This is a genomic window from Cellulomonas sp. KRMCY2 (assembly GCF_000526515.1).
In the GTDB taxonomy this organism is placed as follows: domain Bacteria; phylum Actinomycetota; class Actinomycetes; order Actinomycetales; family Cellulomonadaceae; genus Actinotalea.
On the sequence record NZ_JAGF01000001.1, the window covers coordinates 1,408,526 to 1,424,092 of the forward strand.

Genomic DNA, 15,567 nt, shown 5'->3' on the forward strand with positions numbered 1-15,567 from the left:
ACCTGGCACTGCGCGCAGGTCGGGCGCCCGCACCGCTGGCACCGCACGTAGGAGACACGGTCAGGGTGGCGTGGGCAGACCGGCACCGGTGTCGGTGCGGGTCCGCCGGGGTACGGCGTGGTCATCGGTCTCCCAGACAGCCAGGCCGGCGGCGATCTCTCGCCGCCGGCTCGGTCGTCCCTCGCGGGACGGGTCAGTCCCTCGCGGGACGGGTCAGTCCTCGATCGTCACCGAGGTGATGGTCACGTCCTGGACCGGTCGGTCCCCGCCACGCGTCGGTGTGGTCGCGATCGCATCCACGACGGCACGGCTCGCGTCGTCGGCGACCTTGCCGAAGATGGTGTGCTTGCCGGTCAGCCAGGCGGTCGGTGCCACCGAGATGAAGAACTGCGAGCCGTTGGTCCCGGCCGGCTTGCCGGTCACCGGGTCGCGACGCTGGCCGGAGTTGGCCATCGCGAGCAGGTACGGCTCGGTGAACCCGAGCTCGGGGTGGATCTCGTCGTCGAACGAGTAGCCCGGGCCGCCCGTCCCGGTGCCCAGCGGGTCGCCGCCCTGGATCATGAAGCCGGAGATCACGCGGTGGAAGAAGGTGCCGTCGTAGAGGGGCTCGGCGCGCTCGGCACCGGTGCTGGGGTCTTTCCAGGACTGCGTCCCGGTGGCGAGCCCGACGAAGTTGCGCACCGTCTTGGGCGCGTGGTTCGGGAGGAGCTCGATGCGGATGTCACCTGACGTGGTGTGAAGAGTCGCGAACATGGTCCACATCCTCCCACGCAGGCCGGGCACGGGCAGCGCAAGGGTGGCAACATGGGAGCAGGGCCCGCCGGGCTGCCCGCTTCACGTCCGCCGACAAGGGGAGTCGAAGATGTTCGACCTGTTCCGCTGCTCGAGCTCGACCGTCGACGCCGATCGTCTCAAGAGCCAGGCCCAGGAGGCCATGGCCGGTGCCTCCGCGCACGCCGGCCAGACCGCTGCGCAGCTGGCCGAGCACGCGAAGATGGCAGCCGGCCACGCCAAGGAGTGGGCGGCTCCCCGCGTGGAGCACGCCGTCGACTGGGCAGGACCACGGGTCGAGCGGGCCCTGCGTGACAGCGCCAAGGCCGCCGCGCCGAGGGTCGAGCAGGCCGCCGAGCGCGCCGTGCCGCTGGTCGACGCGGCGCACGACCGTCTGGTCGACGAGGTCCTGCCCAAGTTCGTCGCCGCCGTCGCGGCCGCAGCAGCCGCAGCGGCCGCAGGTGCGGACAAGGCACGGGACGCTACGGCAGCCAGGCTGACCGAGCTCGCGCACATCGAGGTCCCCGAGCCGAAGAAGTCGCACACCGGCGCCAAGGTCTTCTGGCTGTTCGCCGGCATCGCTGCGGTCGGCGCCGCCTTCGCCGCGTGGCGCGCGAGCCGCCCGACGACGGACCCGTGGGCCGAGCAGCCCTGGGAGCCGATGGAGCACGAGCACACCCTCAAGGGCCGTGCCGCCGAGGCCCGGGACGAGCTCGGTGACGTCGTCTCCGACGTGCGTCACGAGCTGGGCGATGCTGCCGAGGTGGTGGGCGAGGTCGCAGGCGAGGCGGTCGCCAAGACGCGCGAGGCGACCGAGAAGGCCCGCGAGGCCACCGAGAAGGCAGCGGAGCGGGCCCGCGAGGCGACCGAGAAGGCCCGCGGGGCCACCGAGAAGGCTGCCGAGCGGGCCCGCGAGGCGACCAAGAAGGCCGCTCCGCGCCGTCGCACGTCGACGTCGGACGCGGCAGCCGGATCCGAGGACGAGACCCTGACCCTGCCGACCCCCGAGCCGCCATCCGAGTGAACCTCTGACCCGGTCCACCGAGCCTGGGTCGACGAGACAGCAGAACCCCGTGAGCGTCCGGTGCTCACGGGGTTCTGTGCGTCCTGGCCGGTCAGCCGAGGCGAGCCTGTGCGCTGCCCGGTCCTGGCGTCCGCAGACCGAGCGTCGTCGAGCCAGCGGCGGCCGAGAGCTCGTAGTCGCCGAGGAAGCCGCTGACCTGGAGGCGCCCGGCCGCGTCGGTGACCAGGCGGGTCGGTTCGAGCCACCACGCGCCCTTGATCAGCCCGCGCAGCGCGTCGTAGGAGGGCTTGGGGGTCCCGTCCTTCCGGACGAGCCCGCCCGGCGCGCCGAGCCACGCGCCGTCGTCCGACAGGCCCCAGTACGTGATCGCCTGGACCGCAGGGTGTGAGACGAGGGTCGTGTAGTGCCGGACGACCTCGTCGGCCTGGCGGGCCTCACCGTCGGGCGTCGACGGCCAGTCCGGTATCCGGTAGTCGTTGAGGCCCTCGAGCTCGGCCCGCATGAGGTGGCCGATCAGGCACTCGTAGGCCGTCGACATGTCGAAGTCGTTGAGCAGCAGCGTCGCGCTCGGGTTGGTCACGCGCGCCTCGTCGAAGGCCAGCCGGACCGTGGGGATCCGGCCGAGCTCGCGGCACAGGCGCCTGATGCCGTTGTCCTCCCGGTCGAAGACGGGCATGATCACGACCTCGTTGATCGCGTCCCACATGTCGATCAGCCCGGCGAGGTCGGCCACGTCCCGCCGGATGCGTGCGCGCTGGACCTGCTCGACCTCCGCCGTCGGCAGGCCCAGCAGCCATGGCGCCGTGAGCGTGTGCCAGACCAGCGGATGCCCCTTGACGACGACGCCACGGTCGACGAACCACCGGGCGGTCCGGCGGAGCCGCTCGGTGTCGGGGCGACCGCGCACCGGCTGCGCGACACCGGCAGCTCCGGGTACTTCCGGCCCGGTCACGACAGCGAGATCATGGAGGTGGACACAGGAGGCGTCTCATGGCCGTCCCCCACACCCATCCGCACGCCCATCTGGCGGCACCCCCGGCCGGCGCCGCCCACCGCGCGCTGCGCGCGGCGTGGATCTCGGTCGGGTTCTTCGTCGTCTCGTTCGTCGCCGCCATGGTCCTCGGTGACTGGCTGATCACCGTCCAGGGCTACGCGTCAGGATCGGACGTCCGCGTCGGGGTCGCGCTGCGCGCAGGCATCCCGGCGCTGCTCGTCCTCATCGCTCCCGCTGCCCCGGCCGTCTGGTTCGGCCTGCGCGCCCGGCGGCTCGGCGCGGAGAACGGTGTGGTCCCAGCCCTGGTGGGCGGCGTCCTCGGCGCCGTGGCAGTCATCCAGAACCTCGGCAGCCTGGCCCTGACCCACTGGTTCGGCTGACGCCGGCCGCGCGGCGCAGACCCGTCCGGCGGCGTCACACCGGCCCGGAGCGGTAGACCCCGGGTCTGACCCGCAGCAGACCTGGTGGGTGAAGTCGTGGCGCAGCCACTCACCGAGGCGGTCTGCGTGCCGATGAGCAGGTCGAGAACGGCCCTACGGAGAGCACGTCTCGCCGGGCTGCCGCGCCAGGTCATCGGAGTTCCCATGTTGCGTCTCGTCCGCGTCTCCACCCGGCTGACCGCCGGGTTTCTCGCCGTGGCGCTCTGCGTGGTGGCGATCTGGGTCGTCGCCCTGTCGTCGGCCGGACAGACCAGGGCCACCGCCGACGACCTCTCGTTGGCGCTCCACCGGGTCGACGCAGCACAGCAGGTGAAGTTCCGCAGCGCCGACTTCAACGGCTGGCAGACCGCCTATGCGCTCGACGTCGCTCTCGGTGGTGACGGGGCGACCGAGGACACCGCTCCGTCGCGGGCAGCGTTCCTCGCCTCCGCGGGGAGCTTCGTCGCGGAGCTCGATGCCTTGGCCGGAACGCAGCTGTCAGCCGACGAGGTCGGCCTCGTGGACTCCGTGCGTGCGACGTTCGACGAGTTCATGACCATCGACCAGGAGATCATCGCGGACTATCGCGATGCGACGCCCGTCGCCGTCGAGGCTGCGAACGCGCTCGTCCTCGGGCAGGAGATCGAGCTCTTCCAGGCCATCAGCGCCGACGTCGACACCCTCGTCGGCATGGTGCAGACCGACGCGGAGGTCACCACCCAGGACGCGCGCTCCTCTGCCGCAAACACCCGGACCACCGCCACGGCACTGGGTGCGTTCGCCCTGATCGCATCGATCGTGCTGGCAGCCCTGCTGACGCGGTCGATCACCCAGCCGCTGACCACGCTGCGGGTACGGCTGGCCGACATCGCCGACGGCGAGGGCGACCTGACCCAGCGCCTGGACACGACCGGCCGGGACGAGTTCACCGCTGTGAGCGGGTCCTTCAACACGTTCGTCGAGAAGATCGCCGACACGATCCGTGGCATCGCCGGATCGGCCACCACCGTCGCGGCAGCCAGCGAGGAGCTGACCGCCGTCTCGGCTCAGATCCTGGCCACGTCCGAGGAGACGTCCAGCCAGTCCGTCGCCGTCGGCGGCGCCGCGGACGAGGTCTCCCGCAACGTCCAGACGGTCGCGGCGGGCGCCGAGCAGATGTCGGCCTCCATCCGCGAGATCGCCACCAACGCCAGCGAGGCCGCCCGCATCGGCGACGAGACGATCGTGGCGGCGAGGGCGATCAGCGCCCTGATCGGCAAGCTCGGCCAGTCGAGCCGCGAGATCGGGGATGTCGTCCAGGTCATCAGCTCGATCGCGTCGCAGACGAACCTGCTGGCCCTCAACGCCACGATCGAGGCAGCTCGAGCGGGTGAGGCCGGCCGGGGCTTCGCGGTGGTCGCCGGTGAGGTCAAGGAGCTGGCGCAGGAGACCGCGCGCTCGACCGAGGGCATCACCGCCCGGGTGCAGAGCATCCAGGACGACACGTCGGCGGCGGTCGAGGCGATCGACGCCATCGTGGCGATCACCACCCGCCTGGGCGACTACCAGACGACGATCGCCGCGGCGGTGGAGGAGCAGACCGCCACCACCAACGAGATGAGCCGCAACATCGGCGAGGCCTCCCAGAACAGCTCCGAGATCGCCGCCAACATCGCTCACATCACCGGCGCCGCGCAGAACACCAACGGTGGCGTGGCCGAGATCCAGCGGGCCGCGGCGGAGCTGTCTGCCATGAGCCACCACGTCAGTGGGCTGGTCGACCAGTTCAAGGCCTGAGCTCAGAGCCCGGTGGGCCCGGAGCCGTGACCGGACTCCTGCGTGGTGGAGCCAAGGGGACTCGAACCCCTAACCCCCTGCTTGCAAAGCAGGTGCGCTACCAATTGCGCCATGGCCCCGCTGTCCCCGCGCCAAGCGGGCGGCGACCCGGACGCAGCACGCCGCGGGCCTCCTCCGGTCGAGATCAGTCGATCTCGTCGGTGACCTCGGTCCAGAGGTCGCGCTCGTCGCGGTCCTCCGCGTACGTGCGCCAGATGACGTAGCCGGCCGCCGCTGCGAGCAGTGCGACGAGGAGCTTCTTCATCCGTCCTCCGGTGATGCGTCAGGAGTGGGCCTAAGAGGACTTGAACCTCTGACCTCTTCCTTATCAGGGAAGCGCTCTAACCGTCTGAGCTATAGGCCCGGAACGCCTGTGGTGTTCCAGGCGCCGCACGAGACTACCCCAGCGCCGGTGCGAGACCCAACTCAGTCGTCGGTCATGGTCAGGTGCACGCCACCGACCAGTGCGGCCACGATGTTGTAGAGGAACGCGCCGATCGTGGCCAGGGCGGTGAGCAGCACGATGTCGACCACAGCGATCATGGTCGCGAGCGAGATCACGCGGTCGAAGGCGACGTAGTCGAGCAGGTTGAAGAAGGCCGGGTCGTTCGCGATCACGGCGATCGTGTCGTTGACCGAGGTGAACACGGCCATGCTGTCCAGGGTGTACCAGATCACCGAGGTGGCGACGACGATCATGATCCCGACCGCGACGGACAGCAGGAACGAGAGCTTCATGACCGACCACGGGTCGATCCGCGCGACGGCGAGGCGGACCCGACGCGGCCCGCTCGACGACGGTGCGGCCGAGCCGGCCGGCTTGGTCCGCGGGCTCGTCCCGGACGACCTGGTCGACGCCTGGGACACGTCGCCCCGGACGGCGTCCTCGTCCGCGCGGGTCGGGAGCGCACTGCGGGTCGCGTCGACGGCGCCCTGAGCTGCCTTCTTGATCCGGGCCGCCACCGACGACATGCCACCCGAGGTGTCCTCGGACTCGCCGGACTCACCGGACATGGTGGCCGACGGTGCAGCGTCCCCACTCAACGGCCCGGTCACCGGGCGGGTCTCGGTGGACGCCGGGCGCGGTCCCGAGCTGCCAGAGGGGAGCGGCTTCCTCGGCGCGATGGTCGGCGGCTTGGTCCCGTCGGTGCTCATCGGTCTCCCTCACTCGGCGCCGTCGTCGCGGCATCGTCAGGCACTGCATCATCGGTCACTGCATCATCAGGCACTGCGTCGTCCGGCACGGCGTCCGTGGCGTCCGACCCGGAGCCGTCGTCGCTCAGGTCCGGCTCGTCCTCGTCAACGGTAGCCGCATCCTCGTGCAGGTGACGTTCCACGTTGCGTGCGACAGCGAGGATCCGGTCGCCGGCGTCCGGCTTGGCGAGGATCACACCTGTCGCGTCCCGCCCGTGCACGGGGATCTCGCCGACCAGTGACCGGACAACCTTGCCACGCTCCATCACGACCAGCACCTCGTCGGCCTCGTCGGCCATCAGCGCACCGACGAGGCTGCCGCGGTCGTCGGGCAGTCGTGCCGCGCGGACGCCGAGGCCCCCGCGCTTGGTCCGCCGGTAGTCGAGGTTCCCGTCGGTGTTGACGCGGTGCATGTCGGAGCGCTTCGCCGTGCCACCGTCGGTCACGGTGACCAGGTAGGACTCGTCGGTGATCACATCCATCGCGAGCAGCTCGTCGTCGTCGCGGAACCGCATCCCGGTGACCCCGGACGTCGCTCGGCCCATCGCACGCAGCTGGTCGGCCGAGGCCTGGAACCGCACGGCCTGCCCCTTGCGGGAGACCAGCAGCAGCTCGGAGTCCTCGTCGACCAGCGCAGCGGAGACCAGCTCGTCCGGCCGACCCTCCTCGTCCTCGCGCAGGTTGATCGCGATCAGGCCACCCGAGCGGTTCGAGTCGTACTCGGAGAGCCGGGTCTTCTTGACCAGCCCACGCCGGGTCGCAAGGACCAGGTACTCGCCGACCTCGTAGTTGCGCAGGTCGAGCACCTTGGCGATCTGCTCGCCCGGCTGGAACGCCAGCAGGTTGGCCACGTGCTGGCCCTTGGAGTCCCGCCCGCCCTCCGGCAGCTCGTAGGCCTTGGCCCGGTACACCCGGCCGAGGTTCGTGAAGAACAGCAGCCAGTGGTGCGTCGTCGTCACACCGAAGTGCTCGACGACGTCGTCGGCGCGCAGCTGGGCGCCACGCACGCCCTTGCCGCCACGCTTCTGCACGCGGTACAGGTCGCTGCGGGTGCGCTTGGCGTAGCCGCCGCGGGTGATCGTCACGACGACCTCCTCCTCGGCGATGAGGTCCTCCATGGAGACCTCGCCGTCGTACGGCAGGATCGTCGTGCGACGCTCGTCGCCGTACTTCGCAACGATCTCGTCGAGCTCGGAGCCCACGATGTCGCGCTGGCGCTGCGGGCTCGCCAGGATCGCCTCGTAGTCGGTGATCTTGATCATCAGGCCGTCGTACTCGTCGATGATCTTCTTCCGCTCGAGGGCGGCCAGCTGGCGCAGCTGCAGGTTGAGGATCGCCCGCGCCTGGATCTCGTCGACGTCGAGCAGCTCCATCAGGCCGTCGCGCGCCTCCTCGACGGTGGCTGACGCGCGGATCAGCGCGATGACCTCGTCCAGGGCGTCGAGCGCCTTGAGGTACCCGCGCAGGATGTGCGCGCGCTCCTGCGCCTGCCGCAGCCGATAGGTGGTGCGGCGCACGATGACGTCGAGCTGGTGGGTGACCCAGTGCCGCACGAAGGCGTCGATGCTCAACGTGCGCGGCACGTCGTCGACCAGGGCGAGCATGTTCGCCCCGAAGTTGTCCTGGAGCTGGGTGTGCTTGTAGAGGTTGTTCAGCACGACCTTCGCCACCGCGTCGCGCTTGAGCACGATGACCAGGCGCTGGCCGGTGCGGCCGGACGTCTCGTCACGCATGTCGGCGATGCCCTGGATCCGGCCCTCCTTGACCAGGTCGGCGATCTTGCTCGCGAGGGTGTCCGGGTTGACCTGGTACGGCAGCTCGGTCACGACCAGGCAGATCCGGTTGTGGATCTCCTCGACCGTGACGACCGCCCGCATCGTGATCGAGCCGCGACCGGTGCGGTACGCCTCATCGATCCCGCGACGACCGAGGATCGTGGCACCGGTCGGGAAGTCCGGGCCGGGGATGCGCTCGATGAGTGCCTCGAGCAGCTCCTCCTTGCTCGCCTCGGGGTTGTCCAGGTGCCACTTCACGCCCGCCGCGACCTCACGCAGGTTGTGCGGCGGGATGTTGGTCGCCATGCCGACGGCGATGCCGGCGCTGCCGTTGACCAGCAGGTTCGGGAACCGGGCCGGCAGAACGGTCGGCTCCTGCGTTCGGCCGTCGTAGTTGTCGCGGAAGTCGACGGTCCCCTCGTCGATGTCGCGCACCATCTCCATCGCGATGTGCGCCATCTTGCACTCGGTGTACCGGGGGGCAGCGGCCGGGTCGTTGCCCGGTGAGCCGAAGTTGCCCTGGCCGGCGATCAGCGGGTACCGCAGCGACCAGTCCTGGACGAGCCGGACCATCGCGTCGTAGATCGCGGTGTCACCGTGCGGGTGGTACTTGCCCATGACGTCGCCGACGACGCGGCTGCACTTGGAGAACTGGCGGTCGGGGCGGTAGCCGCCGTCGTACATCGCGTAGATCACGCGACGGTGCACCGGCTTGAGGCCGTCCCGCACGTCCGGCAGCGCACGACCCACGATGACGCTCATCGCGTAGTCCAGGTAGGACCGCTGCATCTCGAGCTGCAGGTCCACCGGGGTGACCCGGTCCGTGATGATCCCGCCGTCGGTCTCGGGGGTCACCTCGGGCAGGTCGCCGTCGGGGGGAGTCTGGTCGGTCACCGTCTACCTCGTCTCGTGGTCGCGACTGCGTCGCGGGTACCTGGTCCTGGTCGTCGTGGTCCGGCTGCCGCCGACCGCCCTACGGCGGCCCGCGGTGCCGGCCGCTCAGATGTCCAGGAACCTCACATCCTTGGCATTGCGCTGGATGAACGAGCGTCGGGACTCGACGTCCTCGCCCATCAGCACCGCGAAGATCTCGTCGGCCGCCGCCGCGTCGTCGAGCGTGACCTGCAGCAGCGTGCGCTGGTCCGGGTCCATCGTGGTCTCCCACAGCTCTGAGTAGTCCATCTCGCCGAGACCCTTGTAGCGCTGGATCGCGTTCTCCTTGGGGATCCGTTTGCCGGTGGCGAGCCCCTCGGCGAGGAACGCGTCGCGCTCACGGTCGGAGTACACGTAGTCGTGCGGGGCGTTGGACCACTTGAGCCGGTACAGCGGCGGCTGGGCGAGGTAGACGTAGCCACCCTCGATCAGCGGCCGCATGTACCGGAAGAGCAGGGTCAGCAACAACGTGCAGATGTGCTGGCCGTCGACGTCGGCGTCGGCCATCAGCACGATCTTGTGGTAGCGCAGCTTGAGGATGTCGAAGTCCTCGCCGATGCCCGTGCCGAAGGCCGTGATCAGCGCCTGGACCTCCATGTTGCCCAGCGCGCGATCGAGACGGGCCCGCTCGACGTTGAGGATCTTGCCCCGGATCGGCAGGATCGCCTGGGTCCGCGGGTTGCGTCCGCGCACCGCCGAGCCGCCGGCCGAGTCGCCCTCGACGATGAAGACCTCGCACTCGGCGGGGTTGTTGGACTGGCAGTCCCGCAGCTTGCCCGGCATGCCGCCGGACTCGAGCAGACCCTTGCGGCGGGTCGCCTCGCGCGCCTTGCGCGCAGCCATCCGCGCAGCCGCCGCCTGGAGCGACTTGCGGATGATGTCCCGGGCCTCGACCGGGTGCGACCCGAGCCAGTCGCCGAGCTGCTCGTTGACCACCTTCTGCACGAAGGTCTTGGCCTCCGTGTTGCCGAGCTTGGTCTTCGTCTGGCCCTCGAACTGCGGCTCACCGAGCTTGATCGAGATGACGGCGGTCAGGCCCTCGCGGATGTCGTCACCCGTGAGGTTCTCGTCCTTCTCCTTGAGGATGCCCTTCTCCCGCGCGTAGCGGTTGACCAGCGAGGTCATCGCCGCCCGGAAGCCCTCCTCGTGCGTGCCGCCCTCGGTCGTCGAGATGGTGTTGGCGTAGGTGTGCACGGACTCCGAGTAGCCGTTGGTCCACTGCAGGGCGATCTCCACCGAGATCCGCCGCTCGACGTCCTCCGACTCGAAGTCGATGATCTCGGGGTGGACGACCTCGACCTTCTTGGCGCTGTTGAGGTGCTTGACGTAGTCGACCAGGCCGCCCTCGTAGCGGAAGGTGACCGACCGTGCGGAGGTCCCCGACGCCGACGTCGTGCCGGTGACCTCGTCGGTGACCTTGGCACCCTCGACCGGGACCGCGGTGGTGATCTCGTCCTCGGTGCCGGTGTGCTGCGGGCGCTCGTCGGTCAGGCTGATCGCCAGGCCCCTGTTGAGGAACGCCATCTGCTGGAAGCGTGAGCGCAAGGTCTCGAAGTCGTGGTCCGTCGTCTCGAACACCACGTCGCTGGGCCAGTAGGTGATCGTCGTGCCGGTCAGGTCCGACACCTCGTCCTCGGACAACGGCCCCTGCGGCACCCCGTCGGCGTACGACTGCCGCCAGACGTGTCCATGCCGCTGGACCTCGACGTCGAGCCGGCTGGACAGTGCGTTGACGACGGAGACACCCACGCCGTGCAACCCGCCGGAGACGGCATAGCCGCTGCCACCGAACTTGCCGCCTGCGTGCAGCACGGTCAGGACGACCTCGACTGCGGGCCGGCCCTCGCTCGCGACGATACCGACCGGGATGCCGCGACCGTCGTCGACGACCCGGACGCCGCCGTCCGCCTGGAGGGTGACGTCGATGTGGCTGCAGTAGCCGGCGAGCGCCTCGTCGACCGAGTTGTCCACGACCTCGTAGACCAGGTGGTGCAGCCCGCGTGGTCCGGTCGAGCCGATGTACATGCCCGGCCGCTTGCGCACGGCCTCGAGCCCTTCGAGGACGGTGATGGCGCTGGCGTCGTAGGTGCTGCCGGTGGCGGGCTGGGAAGTGGTGGGACTCGTGTCGGCCACGGGCAGAGGTGCTCCTCACGGGTGCGCGCGCACGCCGGTGGACCCGAGGGCGGGTCCGGGGCCGTGCACAGGTGTTCCTGGCGCAGGCATGGAGACCGCAGGTGCCGGACCGTCGTACCGAGGCTGGTGACCTGCGGCGGGCGGTCGGCCCAGGCGACTCGTCCGAGCACCGGGAATGACAGGCCTCAGTCTACCTTGTGACAGGCCTCAGGACGGCTCCTGCACAGGTTTGACGCGTCAGAGAAGCCGGGGCGTGAACCGGTGGTCACGGCCCGTGGGTCAGCGCCTCTGGTAGCCGTTCTCGGGTGCGGGTGACGGTCCGAGCACGACGCCGGCCCGAGCACCCGTCCGAGCACCCGTCCGAGCACCCGTCCGTGCGCTCATCCGTGCGCTCATCCGCGCGCTCATCCGTACGTGTCCCGCGGACCGCGACCGGCGACCCGACGCGGGCCCTTGACCCAGCCCGGCCCGGTCGGTCCGAGCACCTTGACCTCACGGACGACGTCCGGCCCGACCTCCTCCATGAGTCGCACGAGGAGCTGGGGCACCACCAGGCGCAGGTTCGCCGCCCAGGCGCTCGAGTCGGTGCGCACCATGAGCAGGCCGTCCTCGAAGGTCTCCGGTGTGCAGTGGTCCGCCACCTGGTCGCCGACGACCGCACGCCACCGCCCGATCACACCGCCGACGGACAGCTCGGTCGACCAGCCGCGCTCGGTCGCCAGCCGGGCGAGGGTGTCGCCGATCAGCGCCGGGTCGCGACCGTCACGGCCGGGGCCCGACCTGTGCTCGGTGGGCGGCAGTGCGCCCAGGCGCCGGCTGGGGGTGCCCGGCCTCATCCCGCGCGCCACGGCAGCCGCCTTGGCCCGGTTCAGTGCCGCCCGACCGACCTCTGCCGCGGGGGTCAGGGCGAGGCTCTCGGCGACCGGACGCAGCGGGTCCGTGCCGGCCGGGGGACGGCCGTCGGTCTCGGCGGTGTCGGTGTGGGCGGTGTCGGTGTGGGCGGTGTCGGTGTGGGCGGTGTCGGTGTGGGCGGTGTCGGTGTGGGCGTCCGAGGCGGCGGTGCTGCCGGTGCTGCCGGTGACGTCACGCTCCAGGCCGTCGCCGGTGCCGCGGACGCCCCGCCGTTCACCGGACACGCTGCACCTGCCCACCCATGACGTCGATCCTTGCCCCCTCGAGCTGTTCCGGCACGTCCTCGGCCACCGCCGCCGTCACCAGGACCTGCTCGGCGCCGGCCACCAGCGCCGCGAGGCGGTCACGCCGCCGGACGTCGAGCTCGGCGAAGACGTCGTCGAGGATCAGCACCGGCTCGGCACCCTCACCCCAGTCCGCGAACCCCGCGCCGGTCACGTCATCGTCCGGCGTGCCGTGCGTGAGCAGCTGGTAGCAGGCCAGACGGAGCGCGAGGGCGAACGACCACGACTCACCGTGACTCGCGTAGCCCTTGGCCGGCAGGGCACCGAGACCGAGCAGCAGGTCGTCGCGGTGCGGCCCGACGAGGCTCACACCCCGGTCGATCTCCTGGCCGCGCAGGCGTGACATCGCCTCGAGGAGCTGGGCCTCGAGCAGGTCGTGCCCGGCTCCGAGATGCGGCACCGGACCCACCGGCGGCGTCCGCGGACCGGACCCGGGCGCCGATCCGTGCAGCGGACCGTCCTGCTCGGCCGCACTGGCGAGCAGCGAGGACCGGTAGCCGACGACAGCCGCGCCCTGCCCGTCGCTGACCTGCTCGTACGCCGCAGCGACGTGCGGTCGCAGCTGCTCGACGAGGCTGACCCGCATCGCGAGGACCTGCGCCCCGACCTGGGCGAGCTTGGTGTCCCAGACGTCGAGGGTCCGCAGGTCCGTGCCGTCGCCGAGGTCGGTCGTCGAACCGCCGGCACTGCGCGCGCGTGCGTGGGCACCTCGCCGGGCCGAGCCGGCGGTCTTGAGCAGCGCGCTGCGCTGCCGCAGCACCCGGTCGTAGTCGCTCAGCACGCCGGCCATCCGCGGCCACACCTGCACCGCGAGCTCGTCGAGGAAGCGACGACGACCGTCGGGGTCACCCTTGACCAGGGCAAGGTCCTCTGGTGCGAACAGCACGGTGCGCACGATGCCGAGCACGTCGCGAGCACGTCGTGCCGGTGCCCGGTTGATCTGGGCGCGGTTGGCGCGACCCGGGTTGATCTCGAGCTCGACCAGGCTCTGCCGGTCACCGCGCACGGCCCGGACCCGCACCACGGCGCGCGCCGCTCCGGCCCGGACGAGGGCGGCGTCGGTCGCGACGCGGTGGCTGCCGAGCGTCGCGGCGTAGCCGATCGCCTCGACGAGGTTGGTCTTGCCCTGGCCGTTGGGTCCGACGAGCGCGCTGACCCCCGGCTCGAGGGTCAGGTCGACCTGCTCGTAGGAGCGGAAGTCGGTCAGGGAGAGCTGGCTGACATGCACGGTCAGGCACCTGCCGGGGCGGTGCGTCGAGGCCCGACGCTCACGGGGCCGGTGAGGCGGGGCGTACCGCGTGCCCACCGAACTGCTGACGTAGTGCGGCGACCGCCTTCATCGCGGGGGACGCGCCTTGTCGGGAGGCGAACCGCGCGAACAGAGCCGCGGAGATGACCGGCAGCGGCACCGCCTGGTCGATCGCCTCGTCGACGGTCCACCGACCCTCACCGGAGTCGTCGACCCAGTCGTCGATGGCCGCGAGCTCCGGGTCTGCCTCGAGGGCTGCGACCAGGAGGTCCAGGAGCCATGAACGGACGACGGTCCCCTGCGTCCACGCTTTGAGAGTCCCCGTCACGTCGGTCACGATTGCTTGGGCCTCGAGCAGCTCGTAGCCCTCGGCATAGGCCTGCATCAGCCCGTACTCGATGCCGTTGTGCACCATCTTCGCGTAGTGGCCCGCACCGACCGAGCCGGCATGGACGAAGGCGGTGGCCCGGGGCCCGTCCGGACGCAGCGCGTCGAACACCGGCATCAGTCGCTCGACGTCCGCCGCCGATCCGCCGGCCATCAGGCCGTAGCCGTTGGTCAGACCCCACACACCGCCCGAGACGCCGACGTCGACGTAGCCGATGCCGAGGGGTGCGAGCGCCGCGGCGTGCGCGATGTCGTCGGTGTAGTGCGAGTTGCCGCCCTCGACCAGAAGATCACCGTCGGTGAGCAGACCCGCAAGCTCGTCGACCACTGCCCTGGTGACCTCACCGGACGGCACCATGACCCAGATCACGCGTGATCCCGCCTCGAGTGCGGCGACCAGTGCCGCGAGGCTGTCGACATCGCTCACGTCAGGGTTCCGGTCGTACCCGGTGACCTCGACGCCACGATCCCGGAGGCGCTGGCGCATGTTCGCACCCATCCTGCCCAGACCCACCAGACCGATGTGCATGACGACCAGTGCCTAGCCGGCGAAGCGGATCGGTACCAACAGGTACCGGTAGCTCCGGTCGTCGTCACCGTCGATGGTCCGCTGCCCGGTGAACTCGACGGGCTTGTTCGGGTGGGTGAAGGAGAACCGCACGAACTCGGTGCTCAGGGCACCCAGCCCGTCCAGTAGGAACTGCGGGTTGAACGCGACGGTGATGTCCTCGCCGTCGAGCGTGGCCTCGAGCGCCTCGGATGCCTGGGCATCGTCGCCCTGGCCCGCGTCGAGCACGACCTGTCCCTCGGTGAAGGACAGTCGGATCGGGGTGTTGCGCTCAGCGACGAGCGCGACACGCTTGGCGGCATCGGTCAGGGCCTGGGTGGTGACGACCGCGTGGATCGGCGTCTCCTCCGGGAAGAGCCGTCGGACGGCCGGGTAGTCACCGTCGACCAGCAGCGACGTCGTGTGCCGACCGCCCGCCTCGAAGCCGATCAGGTCGACACCACCACCGGCGGACAACGCAACCGTCACGCGGTCGGACCCACCGAGCGACTTGGCAGCATCGGACAACGTCCGCGCCCTGACCAGAGCGACCGACGACATGCCGGGGGACGCCGGGGTCCACCTCAGCTCGCGCAGGGCGAGCCGGTACCGGTCGGTGGCCAGGAGGGTGATCAGATCGCCCTCGATCTCCATCCGCACACCGGTGAGCAACGGCAGGGTGTCGTCGCGGCTCGCCGCGATCGTCACCTGGGCAACGGCCTGGGTCAGGTCGTCCCCGGCGATCGTGCCGACGACGGCCGGCATCGCGGGCAGTGCCGGGTAGTCCTCGACCGGCATGGTGAGCAGCGTGAAGCGGCTGGCGCCACACGTCACCGAGACCTTCGTCCCGTCCAGGACGACGTCGACAGGCTTCCCCGGCAGTGCACGGGAGATCTCGGCGAGCAGGCGCCCGGAGACCAGGACCGTTCCGGGCTCGCTCACGTCCGCGGCGATCTCGGACCGTGCCGACACCTCGTAGTCGAAGCTCGAGAGCTGGACGACACCTGTCGAGTCGGCCTCGAGCCGGACGCCGGCGAGGACCGGGACCGGGGGCCTGGTCGGCAGGGAGCGCGCGGTCCAGGTGACGGCTTCCGCCAGGACGTCACGGTCGACCCTGAACCTCATCGGAC

At 70.6% G+C, this 15,567-nt stretch carries 13 protein-coding genes and 2 tRNA genes; 3 read left to right on the forward strand and 12 right to left on the reverse strand.

Translation table 11 applies throughout. From position 1 onward, the window contains the following. Positions 1 to 213: 213 nt before the first annotated feature. The gene (locus K415_RS0106855) at positions 214 to 753 is read right to left on the reverse strand and encodes a peptidylprolyl isomerase (RefSeq protein WP_024286339.1); all 540 of its coding nucleotides are present in this window, start codon (positions 751 to 753) and stop codon (positions 214 to 216) included. Between the two features lie 109 nt (positions 754 to 862). Here K415_RS0106855 and K415_RS0106860 point away from each other — a divergent pair, with 109 nt between their 5' ends. Beyond that, positions 863 to 1,795 carry a hypothetical protein gene (locus K415_RS0106860; RefSeq protein WP_024286340.1) on the forward strand — a complete coding sequence of 311 codons (933 nt, stop codon included), beginning with the start codon at positions 863 to 865 and terminating at the stop codon, positions 1,793 to 1,795. A gap of 91 nt (positions 1,796 to 1,886) precedes the next feature. Here K415_RS0106860 and K415_RS0106865 read toward each other — a convergent pair whose 3' ends face one another. Beyond that, a complete protein-coding gene (locus K415_RS0106865; RefSeq protein ID WP_024286341.1) occupies positions 1,887 to 2,747 on the reverse strand; it encodes an endo-1,4-beta-xylanase in 861 nt (286 codons plus the stop codon). Positions 2,748 to 2,785: 38 nt separating this feature from the next. Here K415_RS0106865 and K415_RS0106870 point away from each other — a divergent pair, with 38 nt between their 5' ends. Both K415_RS0106870 and K415_RS0106875 read left to right on the forward strand, forming a co-directional pair. Next, the gene (locus tag K415_RS0106870; protein ID WP_024286342.1) at positions 2,786 to 3,169 is read left to right on the forward strand and encodes a hypothetical protein; all 384 of its coding nucleotides are present in this window, start codon (positions 2,786 to 2,788) and stop codon (positions 3,167 to 3,169) included. Between the two features lie 204 nt (positions 3,170 to 3,373). Next, a complete protein-coding gene (locus K415_RS0106875; protein ID WP_024286343.1) occupies positions 3,374 to 4,984 on the forward strand; it encodes a methyl-accepting chemotaxis protein in 1,611 nt (536 codons plus the stop codon). Between the two features lie 43 nt (positions 4,985 to 5,027). Here the strand turns inward: K415_RS0106875 and K415_RS0106880 are convergent. From K415_RS0106880 to dnaN, 10 genes are all read right to left on the reverse strand, one after another. Beyond that, positions 5,028 to 5,103 (reverse strand) — tRNA-Ala (locus K415_RS0106880). A 65-nt stretch (positions 5,104 to 5,168) separates the two neighbouring features. After that, positions 5,169 to 5,288: a DLW-39 family protein gene (locus K415_RS24585; RefSeq protein WP_231494841.1), complete on the reverse strand. Its 120-nt coding sequence runs from the start codon at positions 5,286 to 5,288 to the stop codon at positions 5,169 to 5,171. A gap of 25 nt (positions 5,289 to 5,313) precedes the next feature. After that, a tRNA-Ile gene (locus tag K415_RS0106890) sits at positions 5,314 to 5,387 on the reverse strand. Between the two features lie 62 nt (positions 5,388 to 5,449). After that, a complete protein-coding gene (locus K415_RS23360) occupies positions 5,450 to 6,037 on the reverse strand; it encodes a DUF3566 domain-containing protein (RefSeq protein ID WP_231494842.1) in 588 nt (195 codons plus the stop codon). Between the two features lie 137 nt (positions 6,038 to 6,174). Then, the gene (gyrA, locus tag K415_RS0106900) at positions 6,175 to 8,886 is read right to left on the reverse strand and encodes a DNA gyrase subunit A (RefSeq protein WP_024286345.1); all 2,712 of its coding nucleotides are present in this window, start codon (positions 8,884 to 8,886) and stop codon (positions 6,175 to 6,177) included. A gap of 105 nt (positions 8,887 to 8,991) precedes the next feature. After that, a complete protein-coding gene (gene gyrB / locus K415_RS0106905; protein ID WP_024286346.1) occupies positions 8,992 to 11,058 on the reverse strand; it encodes a DNA topoisomerase (ATP-hydrolyzing) subunit B in 2,067 nt (688 codons plus the stop codon). 404 nt (positions 11,059 to 11,462) lie between these two features. After that, complete coding sequence (locus K415_RS24590; RefSeq protein ID WP_024286347.1) at positions 11,463 to 12,194, reverse strand: DUF721 domain-containing protein; 732 nt, start codon at positions 12,192 to 12,194, stop codon at positions 11,463 to 11,465. After that, a complete protein-coding gene (recF, locus tag K415_RS0106915; RefSeq protein WP_024286348.1) occupies positions 12,184 to 13,482 on the reverse strand; it encodes a DNA replication/repair protein RecF in 1,299 nt (432 codons plus the stop codon). Before recF ends, K415_RS24590 begins: the two co-directional genes overlap by 11 nt. Before the next feature lie 40 nt (positions 13,483 to 13,522). After that, positions 13,523 to 14,419, reverse strand: coding sequence for a phosphogluconate dehydrogenase (NAD(+)-dependent, decarboxylating) (gene gnd / locus K415_RS0106920; protein ID WP_024286349.1), 897 nt, complete (start codon positions 14,417 to 14,419; stop codon positions 13,523 to 13,525). Positions 14,420 to 14,431: 12 nt separating this feature from the next. Then, on the reverse strand, positions 14,432 to 15,562 hold the full coding sequence (gene dnaN, locus K415_RS0106925) for a DNA polymerase III subunit beta (protein ID WP_024286350.1): 1,131 nt from the start codon (positions 15,560 to 15,562) through the stop codon (positions 14,432 to 14,434). Between the last annotated feature and the right edge of the window lie 5 nt (positions 15,563 to 15,567).

What these genes read in the sequence shown, in the direction of transcription:
- K415_RS0106855 (WP_024286339.1), bottom strand. Translation starts at nt 753, where the DNA reads ATGTTCGCGACTCTTCACACCACGTCAGGTGACATCCGCATCGAGCTC.
- K415_RS0106860 (WP_024286340.1), top strand. Translation starts at nt 863, where the DNA reads ATGTTCGACCTGTTCCGCTGCTCGAGCTCGACCGTCGACGCCGATCGT.
- K415_RS0106870 (WP_024286342.1), top strand. Translation starts at nt 2,786, where the DNA reads ATGGCCGTCCCCCACACCCATCCGCACGCCCATCTGGCGGCACCCCCG.
- K415_RS0106875 (WP_024286343.1), top strand. Translation starts at nt 3,374, where the DNA reads ATGTTGCGTCTCGTCCGCGTCTCCACCCGGCTGACCGCCGGGTTTCTC.
- K415_RS24585 (WP_231494841.1), bottom strand. Translation starts at nt 5,288, where the DNA reads ATGAAGAAGCTCCTCGTCGCACTGCTCGCAGCGGCGGCCGGCTACGTC.
- K415_RS23360 (WP_231494842.1), bottom strand. Translation starts at nt 6,037, where the DNA reads ATGTCCGGTGAGTCCGGCGAGTCCGAGGACACCTCGGGTGGCATGTCG.
- gnd (WP_024286349.1), bottom strand. Translation starts at nt 14,419, where the DNA reads ATGCACATCGGTCTGGTGGGTCTGGGCAGGATGGGTGCGAACATGCGC.
- dnaN (WP_024286350.1), bottom strand. Translation starts at nt 15,562, where the DNA reads ATGAGGTTCAGGGTCGACCGTGACGTCCTGGCGGAAGCCGTCACCTGG.